This is a genomic window from Luteibacter yeojuensis (assembly GCF_011742875.1).
Classification (GTDB): domain Bacteria; phylum Pseudomonadota; class Gammaproteobacteria; order Xanthomonadales; family Rhodanobacteraceae; genus Luteibacter; species Luteibacter yeojuensis.
The window spans coordinates 1,926,651-1,945,285 of record NZ_JAAQTL010000001.1 but is presented as its reverse complement, the minus strand read 5'-3'; the positions used below and the strand labels follow the sequence as shown (position 1 = coordinate 1,945,285).

At 66.5% G+C, this 18,635-nt stretch carries 9 protein-coding genes; 7 read left to right on the top strand and 2 right to left on the bottom strand.

Translation table 11 applies throughout. The features are described 5' to 3' along the window. From HBF32_RS08890 to HBF32_RS08865, 6 genes are all read left to right on the top strand, one after another. Complete coding sequence (locus HBF32_RS08890) at positions 1–3,873, top strand: YhdP family protein (protein WP_166699303.1); 3,873 nt, start codon at positions 1–3, stop codon at positions 3,871–3,873. A 74-nt stretch (positions 3,874–3,947) separates the two neighbouring features. Beyond that, positions 3,948–5,387 (top strand): metalloprotease TldD, encoded by a 1,440-nt coding sequence (gene tldD, locus HBF32_RS08885; RefSeq protein WP_166699302.1) that lies wholly within the window; start codon positions 3,948–3,950, stop codon positions 5,385–5,387. A 125-nt stretch (positions 5,388–5,512) separates the two neighbouring features. Continuing rightward, positions 5,513–5,890 carry a BlaI/MecI/CopY family transcriptional regulator gene (locus HBF32_RS08880; protein ID WP_166699301.1) on the top strand — a complete coding sequence of 126 codons (378 nt, stop codon included), beginning with the start codon at positions 5,513–5,515 and terminating at the stop codon, positions 5,888–5,890. Then, positions 5,887–7,476: a M56 family metallopeptidase gene (locus HBF32_RS08875; RefSeq protein ID WP_166699300.1), complete on the top strand. Its 1,590-nt coding sequence runs from the start codon at positions 5,887–5,889 to the stop codon at positions 7,474–7,476. The genes HBF32_RS08880 and HBF32_RS08875 overlap by 4 nt, the downstream gene beginning before the upstream one ends. Before the next feature lie 125 nt (positions 7,477–7,601). Then, positions 7,602–8,651: a hypothetical protein gene (locus tag HBF32_RS08870; protein ID WP_166699299.1), complete on the top strand. Its 1,050-nt coding sequence runs from the start codon at positions 7,602–7,604 to the stop codon at positions 8,649–8,651. A 565-nt stretch (positions 8,652–9,216) separates the two neighbouring features. Next, positions 9,217–16,143, top strand: coding sequence for a beta-1,3-glucanase family protein (locus tag HBF32_RS08865; RefSeq protein ID WP_166699298.1), 6,927 nt, complete (start codon positions 9,217–9,219; stop codon positions 16,141–16,143). A 147-nt stretch (positions 16,144–16,290) separates the two neighbouring features. On the opposite strand, the gene yjgA is transcribed toward HBF32_RS08865, so the two are convergent. Both yjgA and HBF32_RS08855 read right to left on the bottom strand, forming a co-directional pair. Further along, on the bottom strand, positions 16,291–16,830 hold the full coding sequence (gene yjgA / locus HBF32_RS08860) for a ribosome biogenesis factor YjgA (RefSeq protein WP_166699297.1): 540 nt from the start codon (positions 16,828–16,830) through the stop codon (positions 16,291–16,293). Then, on the bottom strand, positions 16,827–17,075 hold the full coding sequence (locus tag HBF32_RS08855; protein WP_166699296.1) for a DUF1653 domain-containing protein: 249 nt from the start codon (positions 17,073–17,075) through the stop codon (positions 16,827–16,829). Before HBF32_RS08855 ends, yjgA begins: the two co-directional genes overlap by 4 nt. Before the next feature lie 120 nt (positions 17,076–17,195). Here HBF32_RS08855 and pmbA point away from each other — a divergent pair, with 120 nt between their 5' ends. Next, the gene (gene pmbA / locus HBF32_RS08850) at positions 17,196–18,545 is read left to right on the top strand and encodes a metalloprotease PmbA (RefSeq protein WP_166699295.1); all 1,350 of its coding nucleotides are present in this window, start codon (positions 17,196–17,198) and stop codon (positions 18,543–18,545) included. Positions 18,546–18,635: the final 90 nt, after the last annotated feature.

The following is an 18,635-nucleotide window of genomic DNA, read 5'->3' as shown; positions in this document are numbered from 1 at the left end:
GTGAATCCGAACTGGCGCCATCGCGCGCGACGCCTGCGGTTCGTCTTGTTGGGACTGGTCGCGGGCGTGCTGGTCGCGCTCGCGATCGTCATGGCGCTCGGCCAGCTGCTGCTGCCGCTGGCGGCGCGCTATCCGGAGCGCGTGGCCACGCTGCTCGGCGAGCAGTTGCATCGTCCCGTGCGCTTCGCCTCGCTGGAGGGTTTCTGGCGGCCGTCCGGCCCGCTGTTCGTCATGCGCGACGTCACCATCGCGCCGGCCGAGGGCGGCGAGCCGCTGCACCTGCCGCAGGCGGCGGTGAAACTCGATTTCGGCGCCTTCGTCCTGCCGTCGCGCCATCTCATCAACCTGCGCCTGCAAGACCTCCGCCTCGGCCTGCGCCGCGCGGTCGACGGGCGCTGGAGCATCGACGGTTTCGGCGCCGGCGGCGGCACGCAGAAAGTATCGCTGGGCAATCTCTCCGCCGACCTGTGGCTCGGCAACCTGCGCCTCGACATCGCCGACGAAACCACGCGGCGGCATTACGGACTGGTCGCCGACCAGTTGCAGATCAGCCTGCGCGGCCATGCGATCCGCTTCGGCGGCAGCCTGCGCCGCGAGAATGCTTCCGGGCGGCTCACCGCGGCCGGGCGCTTCGCCGAGGACGGTTCGAGCGGGCGCATCTACGTCAGGGGCGTCGATGTCGACTTCGCGGGACTGACCGGCGATTTCGACATCGACGGCTATGCGCTCGCCGGCGGCAAGGGCGGTTTCGAAAGCTGGCTGGACTGGCGCGACGCCCACGTGGTGCGTGCCACATGGCGCGTGGATCTCGACCATCTCGCCGTGCGCGGGCCCGCGCGCACGGTGCGCACCGCCGGGCTGCACGGCATCGTCGACATTCATCGCACCACGGACGGCACAAGGGTCGACTGGGCGGGACACGACGGCAGCGATCTCGCGCTCGTCCTCCGGCACGAGGGCGCACGGAGCGACGGCACGCTGGTGGGGCGCAGGCTGGACCTCGCCCCATTGCTGCCGTGGGCAGGCGTCCTGCCGCAGGTCTCGCCGTCGCTGGCCCGCTGGCTGGGCGACGGCCACCCGCGCGGACGTTTCGACCACCTGCGCGCCGACTGGAATTCGGTATCGGGCCTGAGCTTCGCGCATGCGGCGTTTTCCGGGTTGGGCATCGATGCGAGCGGAAGCCTGCCCGGCATCTCCTCGCTGAAGGGTGAAGTGTTCGGGGACGGCGAAGCGCTGGCGCTCAGTCTTCCCGACCAGGCGACCACGATCGACGCCACCGGCATCTTCCGCAAACCGTTCGCGATGTCCTCGCTCGGCGGCGACGTCGCGGTCTACAAGGACGACGGCGACTGGCACGTCGGCGTGGATCCGCTCGACTTCCGCGGCGAAGGCTACAGCGGCCAGGCACGCGGCGAACTGGTGCTGCCCGCGGCGGACACCGGTCCCTTCATGGACATGTACGTGGCGCTGGGCGAGGGCGAGGTACCCGCCGCGAAACTGTTCTGGCCCGTCCATTCGATGTCCGAGGCCGCGCAGAACTGGCTCAACCGCGGTCTTGTCGCCGGGCGTATCGCGGGCGGTTCCGCGCTGATCCGCGGCAACCTCCGCGAGTTCCCGTTCCGGAACCAGGAAGGCCGGTTCGAGGGGCGCGCGGTCATCGAGGACACCGTGCTCGACTATGGCGTCGGCTGGCCGCGTGCCGAAGGCGTCTCTGCGGTGGCGAGCTTCATCGGCAACGGCATGTACGTGGAGGCCAGTGCCGGAAACTCGCTGGGCAACGCGGTGAGCACCGCCACGGCGGCCATCCCCGATTTCTCCGACGGTGTGCTCGACCTCAAGGTCAGCGGCGCGGGCACCGGCGGCAGTTACCTCGATTTCATCAAGAACAGCCCCATCGCCAGCCACAGCCGCGACGCACTGGACAAGATGAAGCTTGGCGGTACCGGCGAGTTCGGTTTCAACCTGCTTATGCCGTTGAAGAGCGCGAAGGACTTCACGCTGCAAGGCAAGGCGACGATCAGGGATGCCGACCTCGTCGCCGACGCGTGGAAGCTGCGCCTGGACAAGATCACGGGACCGATGACTTTCGACGGCGCCGGGTTTAGCGCCAAGGGCCTGAAGACATCGTTCCATGGCCAGCCCGCGCAGCTCGACCTCGCCATCGCCGGTGCCACCGGCGATCCGGCAAAGATCCTCGACGCCTCGCTCACCGGCGCCTTCACCGTGGACGAGATGGTGGGCGACTTCGAAAACCTGAAGTGGCTGGCCGACATCGCGAAGGGTCGTGGCCAGTTCCGCGTCGGCTTCGACCTGCGCAAGACCGGGCAGGGCGACGCCACCGCACAGACCTTGCGCGTGGATTCGGATCTGAGCGGCGTGGAACTGGCCATGCCCACGCCGGTGAAGAAACCCGCGAACGTGTCCACGCCGCTTTCCGTGAGCGTCGGCCTGCCCGTCGACGGCGCGCGGCTGGACATCGCACTCGGCGACATCGTGCGCGGCCGCCTGCGTCTCCCGACCGACAGCCAGCCGATCGCCGCCGCGTTCAACCTGGGCGGCACCGTGCCGGCGACGCTGCCCGCGCAGGGCTACCTCATTGGCGGCCACGCGTCGAAACTCGACGCATCGGGCTGGGTGCAGTACGTCGTGGGCCTCTCCACGGGCCAGTCCGGTCCGGGACTTTCCGCCCTGGACGTCACGACCGACGATGCCGAGGTTTTCGGCCAGCACTTCAAGAACATGCACCTGGTGGCGAAGCCGGGTCCGCAGGAACTCTCTCTGCGTGTCGACGGCGATGGCATGGCCGGCCAGCTGACCGTGCCCAACGAAGAACTCCGGCGCCGGGGCATCACCGCGCGCATGGAGCGCCTCTGGTGGCCGGCGGCCGACGATGCGGCCACCGCGGCGAAGAAGGGCAAGGCCGCCGCCGGCGCCGCCGCGACGACCGCCGCCACCGTGGCGAAGGCGGAAGAGGCGAAGACCCATCAAGCCGCGGCGGCGAACCCGCCGGACGCGAACGAAGCGGGCGTGGCGCCTTCGAGCCTGCCGCCGCTGCACCTCCACGTGAGCGATATGCGCCTGGGCAATGCGCGGCTGGGCGAAGCCCGCCTCGAGACCTGGCCCACCGACGAGGGCATGCACATCGACCAGTTGCGCGCGCAGTCGAAGAACGTGCAGATCACCGCGTCGGGCGACTGGAACGGCGACGAGAAGCGCAGCCGCACGCACCTGGCCATCGACTTCAATTCCGAGGACGTCGCACGCATGTTCGACGCCCTCGGTTTCGCCGGCATCCTCCAGGGCGGACGCACTTCGGCCCGATTGGATGCCACCTGGCCCGGCGGTCCTTCCGCGCTCGCGCTCGCCAACATGGACGGTACGCTGAAGGTCGATCTTGCCAACGGCCGCATCCTCGAGGTCCAGCCCGGCGTCGGCCGTCTCTTCGGCCTCGTCTCCGTCACCGAGCTGCCGCGCCGCCTTTCGCTGGATTTCGGCGACGTGCTGGGCAAGGGCTTCGGCTTCGACTCGATCAAGGGCGATTTCCGCTTCGCCGGCGGCAACGCCACCACGCAGAACCTGAAGATCCGTGCCCCGGCGGCGGAGATCACGATCACCGGCCGCGCGGGCCTCAAGGCGCGCGACTACGACCAGGAAGTGCTGATCGTGCCGCACGTCGGCAACAGTCTTCCGGTGGTGGGCGCGCTGGCCGGTGGCCCGGTGGGCGCGGCGGCGGGCCTGGCGGTGCAGGGCATCCTGGGCAAGGGCCTGAACCAGGCCGCCCGCAAGCGCTACCACGTGACCGGCAGCTGGGATAAACCCGTCTTCACCCCCATCGACAAGGGCCAGCCGTCCACCGCGTCCCCGACGCCATAGCTGTAGATAGGGTTTAAGCTAGACCGTCATGGCCCCAGATCAGGGGCTTCATCGTTCCCTTTACCGGCTGCCCCATGGATTCCCTGATCTCCCTCGCCGAACGCCGTCTCCTCACCCCCGGAGGCCTCGCCGCCAACGACCTCGATCGCGTGTTCTCCCAGTTGATGGGACCGTCGATCGACGCGGCGGACCTCTATTTCCAGCATTCGCGCAGCGAGTCGTGGGTGCTGGAAGAGGGCATCGTGAAGGACGGCAGCCACTCGATCGAGCAGGGCGTCGGCGTGCGCGCCATCTCCGGCGAAAAGACCGGCTTTTCCTATTCCGACGAAATCGTGTTGCCGCAGCTGCTCGAGGCCTCGCGCGCCGCGCGCGCGATCGCGCAGGGCGGCGCGGGCGCGGGCAAGCCGCTGGCGATCGCAACGGGTCGCGGCCTGTATCCCGCCATCGATCCGGTGGAAAGCCTGCCGAACGAAGACAAGATCGCGCTGCTGCGCGAGGTGGACGCCTACGCGCGCTCCCGCGATCCGCGGGTGAAGCAGGTGGTCGTGAGCCTCGCCGCCACGATGGACACCATCCTTGTCGCCGGTTCCGATGGCACGCTGGCCGCCGACGTCCGTCCGCTCGTGCGCCTCAACGTGCAGGTGATCGCCGAGCAGAACGGTCGCCGCGAACAGGGACACGCCGGCGGCGGCGGCCGTTACGGTTATCGCGAGCTGATCGACAACGGCCGCGCGCACGCCTTCGCCGCGGAAGCGGTGCGCCAGGCGCTGGTGAACCTCGAGGCGGTCGATGCGCCGGCTGGCAGCATGAGCGTCGTGCTCGGTCCCGGCTGGCCGGGCATCCTGCTGCACGAGGCGATCGGCCATGGCCTGGAAGGCGACTTCAACCGCAAGGGCAGTTCCGCCTTCGCGGGCCGCATCGGCCAGCGCGTGGCGGCCGAAGGCGTCACCGTCGTCGACGACGGCACGCTGCCGGGCCGCCGCGGCTCGCTGAGCATCGACGACGAGGGCACGCCGACGGAGTGCACCACGCTGATCGAGAACGGCATCCTTAAGGGCTACATGCAGGACAAGCTCAACGCGCGCCTGATGGGCGTGAAGTCGACGGGCAACGGTCGCCGCGAGTCCTTCGCGCAGCTGCCGATGCCGCGCATGACGAACACGTACATGCTGGCGGGTAACCGCGAGCCGGAAGAGATCGTCCGCTCGGTGAAGCGGGGTCTCTACGCGGTGAACTTCGGCGGCGGCCAGGTCGACATCACGAACGGCAAGTTCGTGTTCTCGGCGAGCGAGGCCTACCTGATCGAGGACGGCAAGATCACGCGTCCGGTGAAGGGCGCCACGCTGGTGGGTTCCGGTCCCGACGTGCTGACCCGTGTCTCGATGATCGGCAACGATCTCGCCCTCGACGAAGGCGTAGGCGTCTGCGGCAAGGATGGCCAGAGCGTCCCGGTAGGCGTAGGCCAGCCGACGCTTCGCGTAGACGGCATGACGGTGGGCGGCACCGCCGCATAACCCCGTTTCAGCGCTACCCGTGACCCCGGCGCACGCCGGGTCACGGCCCCTCTACTACTCCCCTAGTTGACTTCCGTTCCCCGGCCGGGTAATTACTATGTTCATAGTAGATGCGGACCCGGAACATGCCTATCTCACTGACCGATCGCGAAGCCGACGTCATGCAGGTGCTTTGGGACCAGGGGCCATGCCTGGTCGCCGAGGTTCGCGAGCACCTGAGCGACAAGCTGGCTTACACCACGGTGCTGACGGTACTGCGCGTTCTCGAGAGCAAAGGTTACGTAGGGCACCAGGAAGAGGGCCGGGGGCATCGCTATTTCGCCAGCGTGAAGCAGAAGGCGGCGCGACGGAACGCGATCCAGCACCTGACGGACAAGCTGTTCAAGGGTTCGGCGGAGCTGCTTTTTTCGCACATGGTGGCTGAGCAGAAGCTCAGCCCCGAGCAGATCGAGCGCATGCGGCGACTGCTGGCCGAACGCTCCGGCGAGGACGAGCCCCGATGATTGCCTGGATGCTTTATGCCGTGCTGGTCGCCCTTGCATTGACCGCGGCTGCATTCATGGCCGAACGGGCCGCCAAGGGTCGTGGAGCGCCGACGAGATGGCCATGGGTCGCGTCCATGCTCGGATCCTTGGCGGTGCCCATCCTCGCAGCCTGCGCATCGATACGGCTTCCCGATAGCCTTGCCGGGGGCAACGCCGCGGCGTCGCTGGTGCTGAGCGGCGCGACGTCGATTCGAACGCCCCTGACGCAGATCCATCTCGACGATGTGCCGGTGTATGGGGTGTCCGTCAGCGCCGATGCCGTCGCCGTTGTCCTGTGGGTGTCCGCATCGGCACTCATGATGGTGACGCTCTCGCTGGGCGCGGTCTGGGTGTTGCGACGCAAACGCGGCTGGCGCCAGGAGACCTTGTACGGCGAACAGGTTTGCATCGCACCCCATACGGGTCCAGCCGTCGTCGGCTTGATCCGTCCGCAAATCGTCGTGCCCGAGTGGCTTCTCCAGATGAGCCGGGAGCAACAGGGATATGCGCTGGCCCACGAGCGCTCCCACCTGGACGCCCGCGACCCTTCTGTCATCGGCGTCGCGTTGGGCCTGCTGGCGCTGATGCCGTGGAACGTGTTGCTGTGGTGGCAGTTTCACCGACTGCGCCGCGCCATCGAGATGGACTGCGATGCCCGGGTTCTTCAGTGTGGATGCGATGTTTCCGCTTACTGCGAAACGCTGCTCTACGTCGGCCAGAAGAAGTCGTCGCATATCCCCCTGCTGCCGGCGATGAGCGATTCCGTCTCGTTTCTTGAACTCCGCATCCGGCAGATGCTGCGCAAGCCCGGCAAGTGGGTCCGGGCATCCACCGTGCTGTTCCTATGCCTTTCGATCGGCATGGCGGTGGTCGCGGCGCAGGTCGCTCCGCCCGCTGCGATCCGCCCAGGCATGCGATCTTCGGTGACGCCAGGCCCCGAGGCGTTGGATCGCTACACCGGTTTCTTCCAGATCAGCCCCATTTCGCTCATCGAGGTGACACGGGCCGACGGGAGCCTTTCCGTCAGCATCAGCGGACAGATGGCCGCACCCAGGCCCTTCCACCTCGTTCTCGTCGGTAATGATCGATTCGCGGTACAAGGCAACGATGCCCTGGCCGTCCGTTTCGTGACGGATGCCTCCGGGCGCGCCGTGCGCCTGGTCGCTACCCAGGCGGGACGCGTCGTGCTCGATCGGCCCCGCATCGACGAGGCGACCGCGCAGCGGATCAAGAATGCGCTCGCCGTCCGCATCAAGGCGCAGAAGCCTTTTCCCGGCAGCGAAAAGGCGCTGCGCCTGTTTCTCAGCGATCCCGACAGCGGTGCCGGCATGAGTCCCGAACTCGCCTGGCAACGCCAGCAGCAAAAAGCCGCGCGTGAAGACTATCTTGCCCGTATCGGGCCGGTTCAGTCCTACGCGTTCACCGGGGTGAACGCATTCGGCTCGGATACCTACCTCGTCAAGCGCAGGAATGGCGAGGAAACGATCATGCTGGTGGTGGATGCAGATGGCACCCTGGCGAACGCCGTGCGGTACTCGCCCATGGCCTCGCCGCCTGACGTCTGATGCCCGGCCACACCGTGTACCCGCCGGCGACCCCCTGGGCCGCACGGGCAGCCCTGCGCCCCCGTTCCGACCATCGGAGTGATGAAATGACCTCTACAGCAATGCGCAACGCAACCGGACGCTGCATGGCCGCGATCATGTGCGTCGTCCTCGCTTCCTGGCCGGCCCATGCCGCAAAGCCCGGCCCGGGCGCCTATACCGGCACGTTGCACAATGCCCTCTACCGTATCGACGTCCCTGCCGACTGGAACGGCGACCTTGTCATGCTCATGCATGGCTATCAGCCCGTGGGGGCCCCCGTCTCGACGCCGATGGCTGCCGCGGATGCGACTCCCGTGTTCCTCGAGAAAGGATTCGCGGTCGCCCAGAGCCAATATGCATCGCAAGGCTGGGCGGTGAGCGACGCGATTGCCGACACCGAGAGACTCCGCCAGTACTTTGTCCGAACGTATGTCCAGCCAGCGCATACCTATATCTATGGGTTTTCGCTGGGAGGGCTGGAAGTCGCCGCAAGCATCGAACGTTATCCCCATGCGTATACGGGCGCGATGATCACTTGCGGGATGACAGTGTCCACTCCGGACATGCTGGCCCGGGGCGTGGTGACACCCCTGCTGGCGTTCGATGCGTTGATCCCGGGTGTCATCCCCGATCTGGCCGCGCCCGATGCCCCGCCGGCGATTCAATTCGAGGCCATCGCCAAGGCGGTCGAAAAGCATCCTGGGGAGGCCGCCGTGCTGGCAAGGCGCCTCGAGGAGAAGCCGGAAACGCTGCCGACGCTGGCGCTGTATTACATGGTGCTCCGCGAATTCGAAAAGCGTGCGGGCGGCATGCCTGTCGACAATCGAAAAGCCGTGTACGAAGGCTTCGGCGACGATGCCGCGTTCAATCGCAGCGTGCGTCGCTACGACGCCTCACCGGCGGCGGTGGCCTATGCCAGGCGAAACGTCACCCTGACGGGCCATATCGAAGTCCCGCTCGTGATGCAGTGGAATGCGTTCGACGAAACCATCCCCTCACGCTTCCATGCGGTGTACCCGGAGCAGATCAAGCGGGCGGGAAGCGCGCGGTGGCTTACCGTGCTCGATCCCGTGGGCGAGGGCCATTGCAACTTTACCGACGAGCAGACGTCTGCGGCGTTCGACACCCTGCTGCGAAAGGCCAGCGCCAACTAACCGCAACGGCCCCGGCACCTCTCCGATCACCGAAGTACGGCGAGGGGTGGGCAAAGCCGGTGCCGCCACACCTTTTGTAGGAGCCGCTGACGTTGTTTCCCTGTTTGCAACGATCCTTAGATCGTCGCAATTTTGACGGGTGACGTGGAATGCGCGCGGAAGGCGCGATGCCGTAGTGACGCTTTTTATGTCCTCGATCGTCTTGCCCAAACCTATCCCTTCGTGTGCATCGATCCTCAAACCGGAAGCACATCACGGAATGCGAACGTGCGGTATGAATTTTCGGCTTCGTTCCCCGAATTGGTATTGTGAGTGTCATCCAGCAAGGGGATGATCCGCGGCGACGGCGTATGGACGGCTGAACCCGGGAGGCCTGCAGGGGCTCGTACAGACCGGCACCAGGGCGAACAGTCCACTCATCGCGTAACGACGGAAAGCCGACGCATCGAGCGTCGGCTCTGCGTGCGTGCGCGTTCGATAAACCGGCCGTCTTCCGTACGTTGCCCAGACAGGGGATCCAGACCCAATGAAGCGACATCCCGCATCACCACGGAGTACGCCCAGGTTGGGCAGGCTGACCGGCCTGCTTGCCCTGGCGTTCCTCGGCGTGACCGCGACGGCCCAGGCCGTCACGCTCGCGCAATCGGATCGCCAGGACATCAACCTCGGCGCACAGCCGTGGAAATACACCAAGCAATCCATCGTCAACCCGAACGATCCGGTGGTCTACGCGCCGGTGCCGAGCGGCGACGCCGGGGCGGCTGTCAATTTCGACGACAGCGCCTGGCTCACCGTCGGCCTGCCGCACGCGGCCAATGACTTCACTACCTTCATCAACCAGGAGTCCGGCGGCGGCCAGGGCAGCCTGGATGGCGAAACCAGCTGGTATCGCACCAGACTCGCCGATTCCGCGTCGTATCGCGGCAAGAAGGTGATGGTGGAGTTCGAAGGCGCGCACACGGGCGACCGTGTCTATGTCAACGGCACGTTCATCCGCGGTACGGGCGTGTTGAACCAGCCGGGCCAGCCCGACTATGAAGCCACCCACGTGATCGGCTTCCTGCCGCACATCGTGGACCTCACCCCCTACCTCAAATTCGACGGCACCGACGTGCTGGCCGTGAAGGTAAGCCGCAGCGGCGGCGGGTTCTTCGAGGATCCGGGCTTCTCCGGCTCCTTCCGTTTCGGCCAGGCCGAGGCGGGCATCTTCCGTCCGGTGAAGCTGCACGTGACCAACCTCGTGCACATTCCGGAGAACGTGTACGCCGGCCAGAACACCTGGGGTACCTACGTCGGCACGCAGTCGATCAGCGCCGACCACAGCCAGGCGACGATCCGCGTCGAGACCAACGTGGTCAACGAGACCGACGCGCCGCAGAACGTGACGCTGGTGACGGAGATCGTGGACGCGAACGGTAACAAGGTCGCTTCGGAGCAGCGGCAGGCCACGCTCGCACCGCACGTCGTTCCGCACGACGAGACGCCCGTGTTCGACGAAACGCTGACGGTGAACAACCCGACGCTCTGGTATCCGAACAACAGCCTGGACGGCAAGCCGTACCTGTACAAGGTCTTCCATACCGTCAGCATCGACGGCGTGGTGGTGGATGCGAAGCAGAGCACGCTCGGCATCCGCACGATCACCTGGGACAAGGATTTCCCGTACGTCAACGGCAAGAAGCAGTACATGTGGGGCGGTTCCGGCCGCTACGATTACCCGGGTCTTGGTTCGTCCGTCCCCGAGGAACAGCAGTGGCGCGATCTGAAGCAGATGGCCTCCTACGGCGGCAACCTGTGGCGGCCCGGTCACTCGCCCTCCAGTCCGGAATTCGTGGAGGCGGCCGACGCGCTTGGCGTATTCATCGTGCAGCCCAGCGGCGACGGCGAGAACGGCTTCGCGAACGCCTGTACGGCAGGCGACCAGGCCTGCGCGGACATGTGGACGATCAAGCGCGAGGTCCATCGCGACATCGTGATCCGCGACCGCAGCCATCCGTCCATCCTGGCCTGGGAGCACGACAACGGCGCGATGAACACGGCCTTCGCGCAGGAACTGCGTGCCATGGCCCGAAGCTGGGACAATATCGCTCCCCGCGCCGCGGCCGACCGCACGCCGAATGCCGCCAACGGTGACATCCTGAGCTGTTCGAAGGCGGGTTGCGAAACCTACCTGCACTCCACCGAGTACCCGAACAAGCCCGCCTGGGGCGCGGAGTACTGGGGTCCGGGCGGAACGCGCGAAGCGTACGACTACGAGCTGGCCTTCGCGCTCAACTACCTCGTGCCGTACTCGCAGGCCCGCAAGGCCGGCACCTTCGGCATGGCGCAGTGGTACTTCGCCGATACCCCGGGAGAAACCATCGAGCTGGTGGACGGCCTGGAGGACGCCACGCACTGGACGTACCAGCGCAATCCGGACGGGAGCATCGCGACGCATCCTGACGGCACGCCGATCAAGGGTTTCCGCCACAACGCGCGCGGCAACAACGCGTCGATGACCGATGCGAACCGTTTCCCACGCATGCTGGCCTACATCTACGAATCGGTGTGGGTGCCTTACGACCTGCGTCCGGTGGTGAAGCTGGCGCATACCTGGAACCGCGGCAACGCCGACGGCACGCCTGCGGACATCCAGGTGAACGCTTTCAGCAACTGCCCGAAGGTTCGCCTGCTGGTGAACGGCGTGCAGCAGGGTACCGACCAGGTGCCGAATCCCTGGGACACGATCGACGAAGCTTCTTACGGCCTGGAAAACGGCCCGACGGACGAGCTGACCGGCAAGATCGTGGGCGCCGACAAGGCGCAGAAGACCACGAAGCTCCCGGGCCAGGTGCATTGGAACGTGACGTGGCAGTCGGGCAAGGCGGTGGCGCAATGCCTCGATAACCTGGGTAACGTGCGCACCGACGACAACGGGGCGAACGTGGAGGACACGCTGACCACGGCCGGTCCGGCCCACCACATCGAACTCGAGGTGGTGAACACGACCGATCCGATCGTCAAGCCGGACGGCACGCGCTTCCAGATCACCGCGAACGGCTCGGACGCCGCCTTCATCGTGGCCAGGGTCGTCGACGCCAACGGCGTGCTCGTGCCGGACGCCAAGCAGAAGGTCGACTTCGAAGTCGACAGCGGCGCTTCGCTGGTCAGCTTCAATGGCGGTACGCAGCAATACGTCGATTACAGCGCCGGCGAAATCCCGGACCAGAACGGCGGCATCGCCGAACCGATGCACTACTACCACTCGCCGGGCTCGCATGAGCTTCAGTTCGAGGGCGGTCTGCAGAAGATCGCGCTGCGCACGAAGTTCGCGACGGGTACGGTGACGGTGAGCGCGTCGGCACCGGGCCTGTTGACGGGCCATACCTCGTTCACGATCGCGCAGGTGCCAAAGGCGCCTTCCCCTTCCGGCGAGCCAGCGGTCAATGCCGATCCCATCGACGACAGCGTAACCGTCGGGGATGCCGGCCACTTCTCCGTCACGGCTTCCGGCGCGCTGCCGCTGAGCTTCACCTGGATGAAGAACGGTGTGGAGATCCCGGGTGCCACCGGGGCGAGCTACACCACGCCCGCGACCACGCTGGCCGACAACAACGCGAAGTACAGCGTGGTGGTCCACGGCCAGGGTCCTGATGCACCGTCGGCTCCCGCGACGCTGCACGTGTTCCCGTTCAGCCAGGTGACGATCGGCACGCAGCCGGTCGCGCAGAACGTCGACGAGGGGCAGACCGCCCACTTCGCCGTCGTGGCGTCCGGTTCGCCGAAGGTGAAGTACCAGTGGATGAAGGACGGCGTGCCCATCCCGAACGCCACCGCGCCCACCTACGACACGCCGATCCTCACCCAGGCCGACAATGGCAGGAAGTACCGGGTGTTCATCAGCAACTCCGGCAGCCAGCAGAGCTCCGACGAGGTGCTGCTCACGGTCAACGCCGCGCGTCCGCCGGTGTTCACCGCCGCGCTGGCCGACGTTCGAGCGAATCCGGGCCAGCCGGCGACGTTCGACGTGTCCACGCTCGTGGCCGGCACCTCGCCGTTCCACTACAAGTGGTCGCACGATGGCCAGCCGGTCGGCGACGACCAGCCGACGTTCACCATCCCGTCGGTGCAGCAGGCCGATGTCGGCAGCTACAGCGTCACGGTGACCAACATCACGGGCGATGCGGCCGCCGTCACGGCCACGGCCAAGCTCACGCTTGCTCCCCCGGGCGCTAACCTGGCCCGACAGAAGCAGACGCTGTCCAGCGCAGTCGAAAACCCGCAGGGTACCGCGGCGTGGCAGGCTGTCGACGGTGACGAAACCACTCGTTGGGGTTCGAAGATCGGCGACGACAATGCGTTCGTCACGGTGGACCTCGGCTCGTCGCGAACCTTCAACCGTGTCGTCCTGAAGTGGGAGAATGCCCACGCCGCCGAGTACAAGATCCAGTACTCGGACAGCCCCGACTCGGGCTTTCAGGACGCGTACCACGCCGAGACCAGCAACGGCGGCACCGAGGACTTCACCTTCGACCATCCGGTGACCGGCCGTTACGTGCGCATGCAGGGCATCAAGCGTGCGACCGACTACGGTTATTCGCTCTATGAGTTCGAGGTGTATGACTCGGCCGGTTGCTGCGCGGTCACGGATCGTTACACGACCGTCACCGGCTCCACGCTCGTGACCGACACCCTGAGCGGCCTGCAATGGGATCGTACCCAGCGCGGCTTCAGCGACCAGGGCGCCCAGTTCACCCAGTCGAAGGCGATCGCCGAATGCGCGAAGGACGGCATGCGCCTCCCGACCGTCGACGAAGCCCTGGCCATCAGCGGTCAGAACTATTCGACGGCGGCGTTCCCGGGTGCATGGACCACCTGGACCGAGGGTCAGGACCCGACCGACAACCAGTTCGCCTTCCAGGTGAACTCGCTCGGCCTGAAGACCCGCGAGGTGGCGGAGAACAATCCGGGCCACGTGCTGTGTGTGAAGGGTACGAAGGCGATCGCTCCGCTGATCACCGCGCAGCCCACCAGCCAGAAGGCGGGCGTAGGCCGTTCCGCCCACTTCACCGTGGAGGCGACGGGCGTCGGTCCGCTCAGCTACAACTGGTACGACGTGACCAAGGACGCCGACGGTGGCGATGTCGAGTCGTTCCTGTCCAGCACCGCGGACGGCACCTATGCCACGCCGGCCCTCGTCGCGGCGAACAACGGTGCGCGCCTGCGCGTGAAGGCGATCAGTGCCCAGGGGCTTTCGACGACCAGCGACGACGTCATGCTGGCGGTCGACAACTCCACCGACGGCTTCGACCCCGTCTTCGGCACCGTGCCGGTGCAGCAGCCGGGTAACGGCGATGGCGACAACGGTGGCGACAACGGCGGCGGGAATCCGCCCAGCCCCGGCACGCCGGGCGACGGCAACGGTGGCGTGAACATCGCCATCGGCGCCACCGCCTCGTCGTCGGTGGATCCGGAACGCGGCGACCTCAGCCCGTCCGCGGCCATCGACGGCAACTTCGATACCCGCTGGAGTTCGGCTCCGGGCATCGATCCGGCCGACCTGGTCGTGGACTTCGGTACGCCGAAGACCTTCGACCATGTGATCATGCGCTGGGAGAACGCCTCGTCCGCCGAGTACACGATCGACACCTCGGACGACGGCACGCACTGGAACACCGTGAAGGGGCCGGTCGCGGGCAAGGGCGGTGTGGATACGCAGGCCTTCGCGGCGCAGACCGCGCGGTTCGTGCGCATGAACAGCACCAGGCGCAATACCGGCTACGGCAATTCCATGTTCGAGTTCGAGGTGTATGCCGCGACGGCCACCCAGCCGCAGCAGCCTGTCACCGACCAGCCCGCGCAGACGCAGCCACAGCTTCCGCCGCAGCCGGATGCGACCGTGCCCGCCACGGGGAACCTGGCCCTGCACCGCACGGTGCTGGCGTCGGACAGCGAGAATCCGGTGGCGTTCAAGCCGGAAAACGTGAACGACGGCGACGCCGGCACGCGCTGGTCCTCGGGCTTCACGGACGACCAGTGGATCCAGGTCGACCTGGGCGCGGTGAAGACGATCGGAAAGGTGGTGTTGTCGTGGGAGAACGCGCATGCGCTCGCCTACCGCATCGAAGTGTCCACCGATGGCAGGACCTGGAACCTCGCCTACGACAACGAGAACAGCCAGGGTGGGGTGGAAACGGTCACCTTCCCGGCGATCTCGGCGCAGTACGTGCGGATGAGCGGCATCAAGCGCTCCAGCCCCTACGGCTATTCGCTGTGGGAGATGGGCGTGTACGCCGCGGACGCCAACGACGGCACGACGCCGCCCGAGGATCCGCAGGCGAACGATCCGTCGCAGGGCTTCGATTACACGACGTATCCGGGCTTCATCGGTACGCAGCTGCGCAACACGACGAACGGCAAGTGGCGCGACGACCAGATCTTCGTTGCCGTCATCGGCCGTGACCCGGTCACGCAGGTGTTCTCGTGGGTCAAGCCGGACGGCACGGTGACCGCCGCATCGGAAGCGGACAACGACGGCCCGGGCCACCTGACCAAGAACGGCCAGAACTACCCGAACTACTTCTTCACGCTCGCGCAGGCCAAGCTGCTCAAGCTGCCGAAGCTCGATTCGGGCCGGATCTTCGTCTCGGTCGGCGAACCGATGTACATCAAGATCCTGAAGGCCGCCGACGGTTCGATCGGCTTCGCGGGCCCCAACCCGCTCAATGCCACCGACCCGAACATCGGCGTGGCCTACGACTGGTACGAGTTCACCTGGAACGACAACGCCATCTTCATCAACACGACGCAGGTCGACCAGTTCTCGATCCCGTTGTCGCTCGATGTGTATGGCGGCGACAAGACCAGGCACGAATCGTCGGGCATCACGCAGACGCGTGCGCAGATCTTCGCCCAGTACAACCAGGAGGTCCCGGCGGAGTTCCAGCTCACCGAGGCCGATCCGATCCGGATCCTGGCACCGGGCAAGGCCGCGTTCGACGCCGGCAAGCCGCAGGAGCACTACTTCGACGATTACATCGACCAGTCGTGGGCGTATTACCAGGGCCACGTGCTGGAGATGACGATCGGCAACAAGCAGTTCGAAGGCACCGTGGTCGACGGCGTGCTGACCTTCATCCACACCAACTGGGCCGAGACGCATGAACAGGGCGAGCCGGAAGGCATGCTGTTCAAGGTGAACAAGCCCAGTACGCAGGACGTGCTCGAAGGCAAGGGCAACCTCGCCCGCTCGAACGATCCGTGGGGTGTGGAGGGCCAGCTCGAGGCCCAGATCTGCGCGGCATTCAACCGTCACGTGATGGAAGACACGAGCCTGTGGAAGGATCCGGGTTCGTTCTACACGCAGTCGCCGGCGAACTACTATTCGCGCTTCTGGCACCTGCACGGCGTGAACGGCAAGGCGTACGGCTTCGCGTACGACGATGTTTCCGACCAGAGCTCGACCTTGATCGAGACGCAGCCGGAACATCTCGAACTCGGGATCGGCTGGTAAGCCGCAGGCAGTAAGGCAAAAGAAAGGGCGGTGGAGCGATCCACCGCCCTTTTTTGCTTTGTGTGGGAGCCGCCATGGCGGCGAGAGCCATCTTGCGAGGCCGTCGCCAGGTTTCCTCGCCGCCATGGCGGCTCCTACAGCGCAGCGTTATTCCGGGGACGAAGCGTCGAGTTCCTTCAGTATCCGGTAGATCTCGCGGAACGCATGCGGCGGCTTGCCGCCCTCGCGCTCGGCCTTCGCCTGGCGCACCAGCGAACGCAGGTGCTGGCGGTCGAGGTCCGGGTGGCGGTCGAACAGTTCGCCCAGCGCCTCGTCGCCGCCTTCCAGCAGCTTCTCGCGCGCCGCCTCGAGGCGGTGCATGTGCGCGGCTTCCTGGCGCTGGCGGTCGCGGTCCTCGCCCAGTTCCGCGCGCGCATCGGCGAAGGCTTCGTCGCCGTGCCGGCGCATCTGCTTGGCGAGATAGGCGAGCTGGCGCTTGCGCGCGATGTGCGCCGTGATCTTACGCGTGCGACCGATTTCCTCGACGATGTCCTCGGGCAGGTTCAGCTTCGGAATGCGGCTGGGCGGCAGTTCCATGAGCTGTCCCGCCAGCTTCAGGATGTCGAGCGCGTTGCGCCGTTTCTCGCTGCGACTGGGGCCGAAGTCCTCTTCTTCCTCGTCGTGCGGGCGGTCGTCGAAAGGCTTCATGGCATGGCATCCGTGATGGACTGGAAATCGTCGGCCTCGCGTTCGAACGCGAAGCGCGGGACGGTGGTGCCGTCGCGTTCGACGGTTTCGGCGAACATGGTGGCGGGGCGGACCCACAGGCGACGCTGGTCGTAGAGGTCCTGGTAGATCACCAGCTCCTCCATCGTTTCGCTGTGCAGGGCGGTCCCGAGCACGCGGTAAGGCATGCCCTTGAAGTGGCGGTAGTAGCCGACACGGACGCTCATACGGGAATTCCATGGCACCATGTACGGTGCGTTGCTTTTTATCGGGCGACGCGGCCCCATCTGATGGGAATGGCCGCGCACGGCCCCCTATTCTAACCGCCCAGCCCCCAGGACGCCCACGTGAGCCAAGTTGCGACCCCCGATACCAGCCACCAGGACCTCGATCGCCTCGCCGGACTGGCCGAGGACACGATCCGGCGCGCCCGCGCCGCGGGGGCCAGCCAGGCGGAGGTGTCGGCCAGCATCGACGTGGGCCTGAACGTGAACGTCCGCCTGGGCGAGGTGGAGACGGTGGAGCACACCCGCGACCGCGGTTTCGCGCTCACCGTGTATTTCGGCCGGCGCAAGGGCTCGGCGAGCACGGCCGACCTCAACCCCGATTCGATCCAGGCCACCATCGAGCAGGCCTGCGCCATCGCGCGCTTCACCGAGGAAGACCCGGCCTCGGGCCTCGCCGACGCGGAGCGCATGGCTACGGATTTCCCGGACCTCGACCTCTGGCATCCGTGGGACCTGGACGTGGACGCTGCCATTGCGCTGGGCCAGGAGATCGAGGATGCCGGCCGCGCCATCGCCGGCATCACGAATTCCGACGGTTCGAGCGTCAATGTGGGCCAGAGCCTCTCCGTCTACGCCAATTCGCACGGCTTCCTCGGCCGCGAACGCGGTACCCGGCATTCGCTGTCGGTCGCGCTGATCGCCGGCGACGACGAGGGCATGCAGCGCGACTACTGGTACGACAGCGTTCGCCGCGCCGGCGACTTCATGGACGCGGGCGAGATCGGCCGGAAGGCCGCCGAGCGCACGCTGTCGCGCCTGGGCGCACGTCGCCTCGGCACGCGCCAGGCGCCGGTGCTGTTCGCGCCCGAAGTGTCGCGCTCGCTGCTCGGCCACCTCCTGGGCGCGGTGAGCGGGGGTTCGCTCTATCGGCGCTCCAGTTTCCTGGTCGACCATGCGGGCAAGCAGATCCTGCCGTCCTGGTTCCGCATCGACGAGAAGCCGCTGGTGCCGCGCGGCCTCGGTTCCTCCGTCTTCGACGCGGAGGGCGTGGCCACCATGGATGCGCCGCTGGTCGTGGACGGTGTCCTCCAGCGCTATATCCTGGGCAGCTATTCCGCGCGCAAGCTCGGCCTGTCGTCCACCGGCAATGCCGGCGGCGTGCACAACCTCTACGTGAAGACCGGCGACGACGATTTCGAGGGCATGCTGCGCAAGCTCGGCACCGGCCTGCTGGTCACCGAGGTGATGGGGCAGGGCGTGTCGATCGTTACCGGCGATTACTCGCGCGGGGCGTCGGGTTTCTGGGTGGAAAACGGCAGGATCGCGTATCCGGTCGAGGAGATCACCATCGCCGCGAACCTGCGCGACATGTATGCGAATCTGGTCGCCGTGGGCGCGGATGTCGATCACCGCTCGCATATTCTCACCGGCTCCTGGCTGGTGGAGAAGATGACCATCGCCGGGGAATGACCCTGGCGTCCTTTGTAGGAGCCCGCGATAGCGGCGAGGAAACCTCGCGATATCGCGGCAGGATTGCTCTCGCCGCTATAGCGGCTCCTA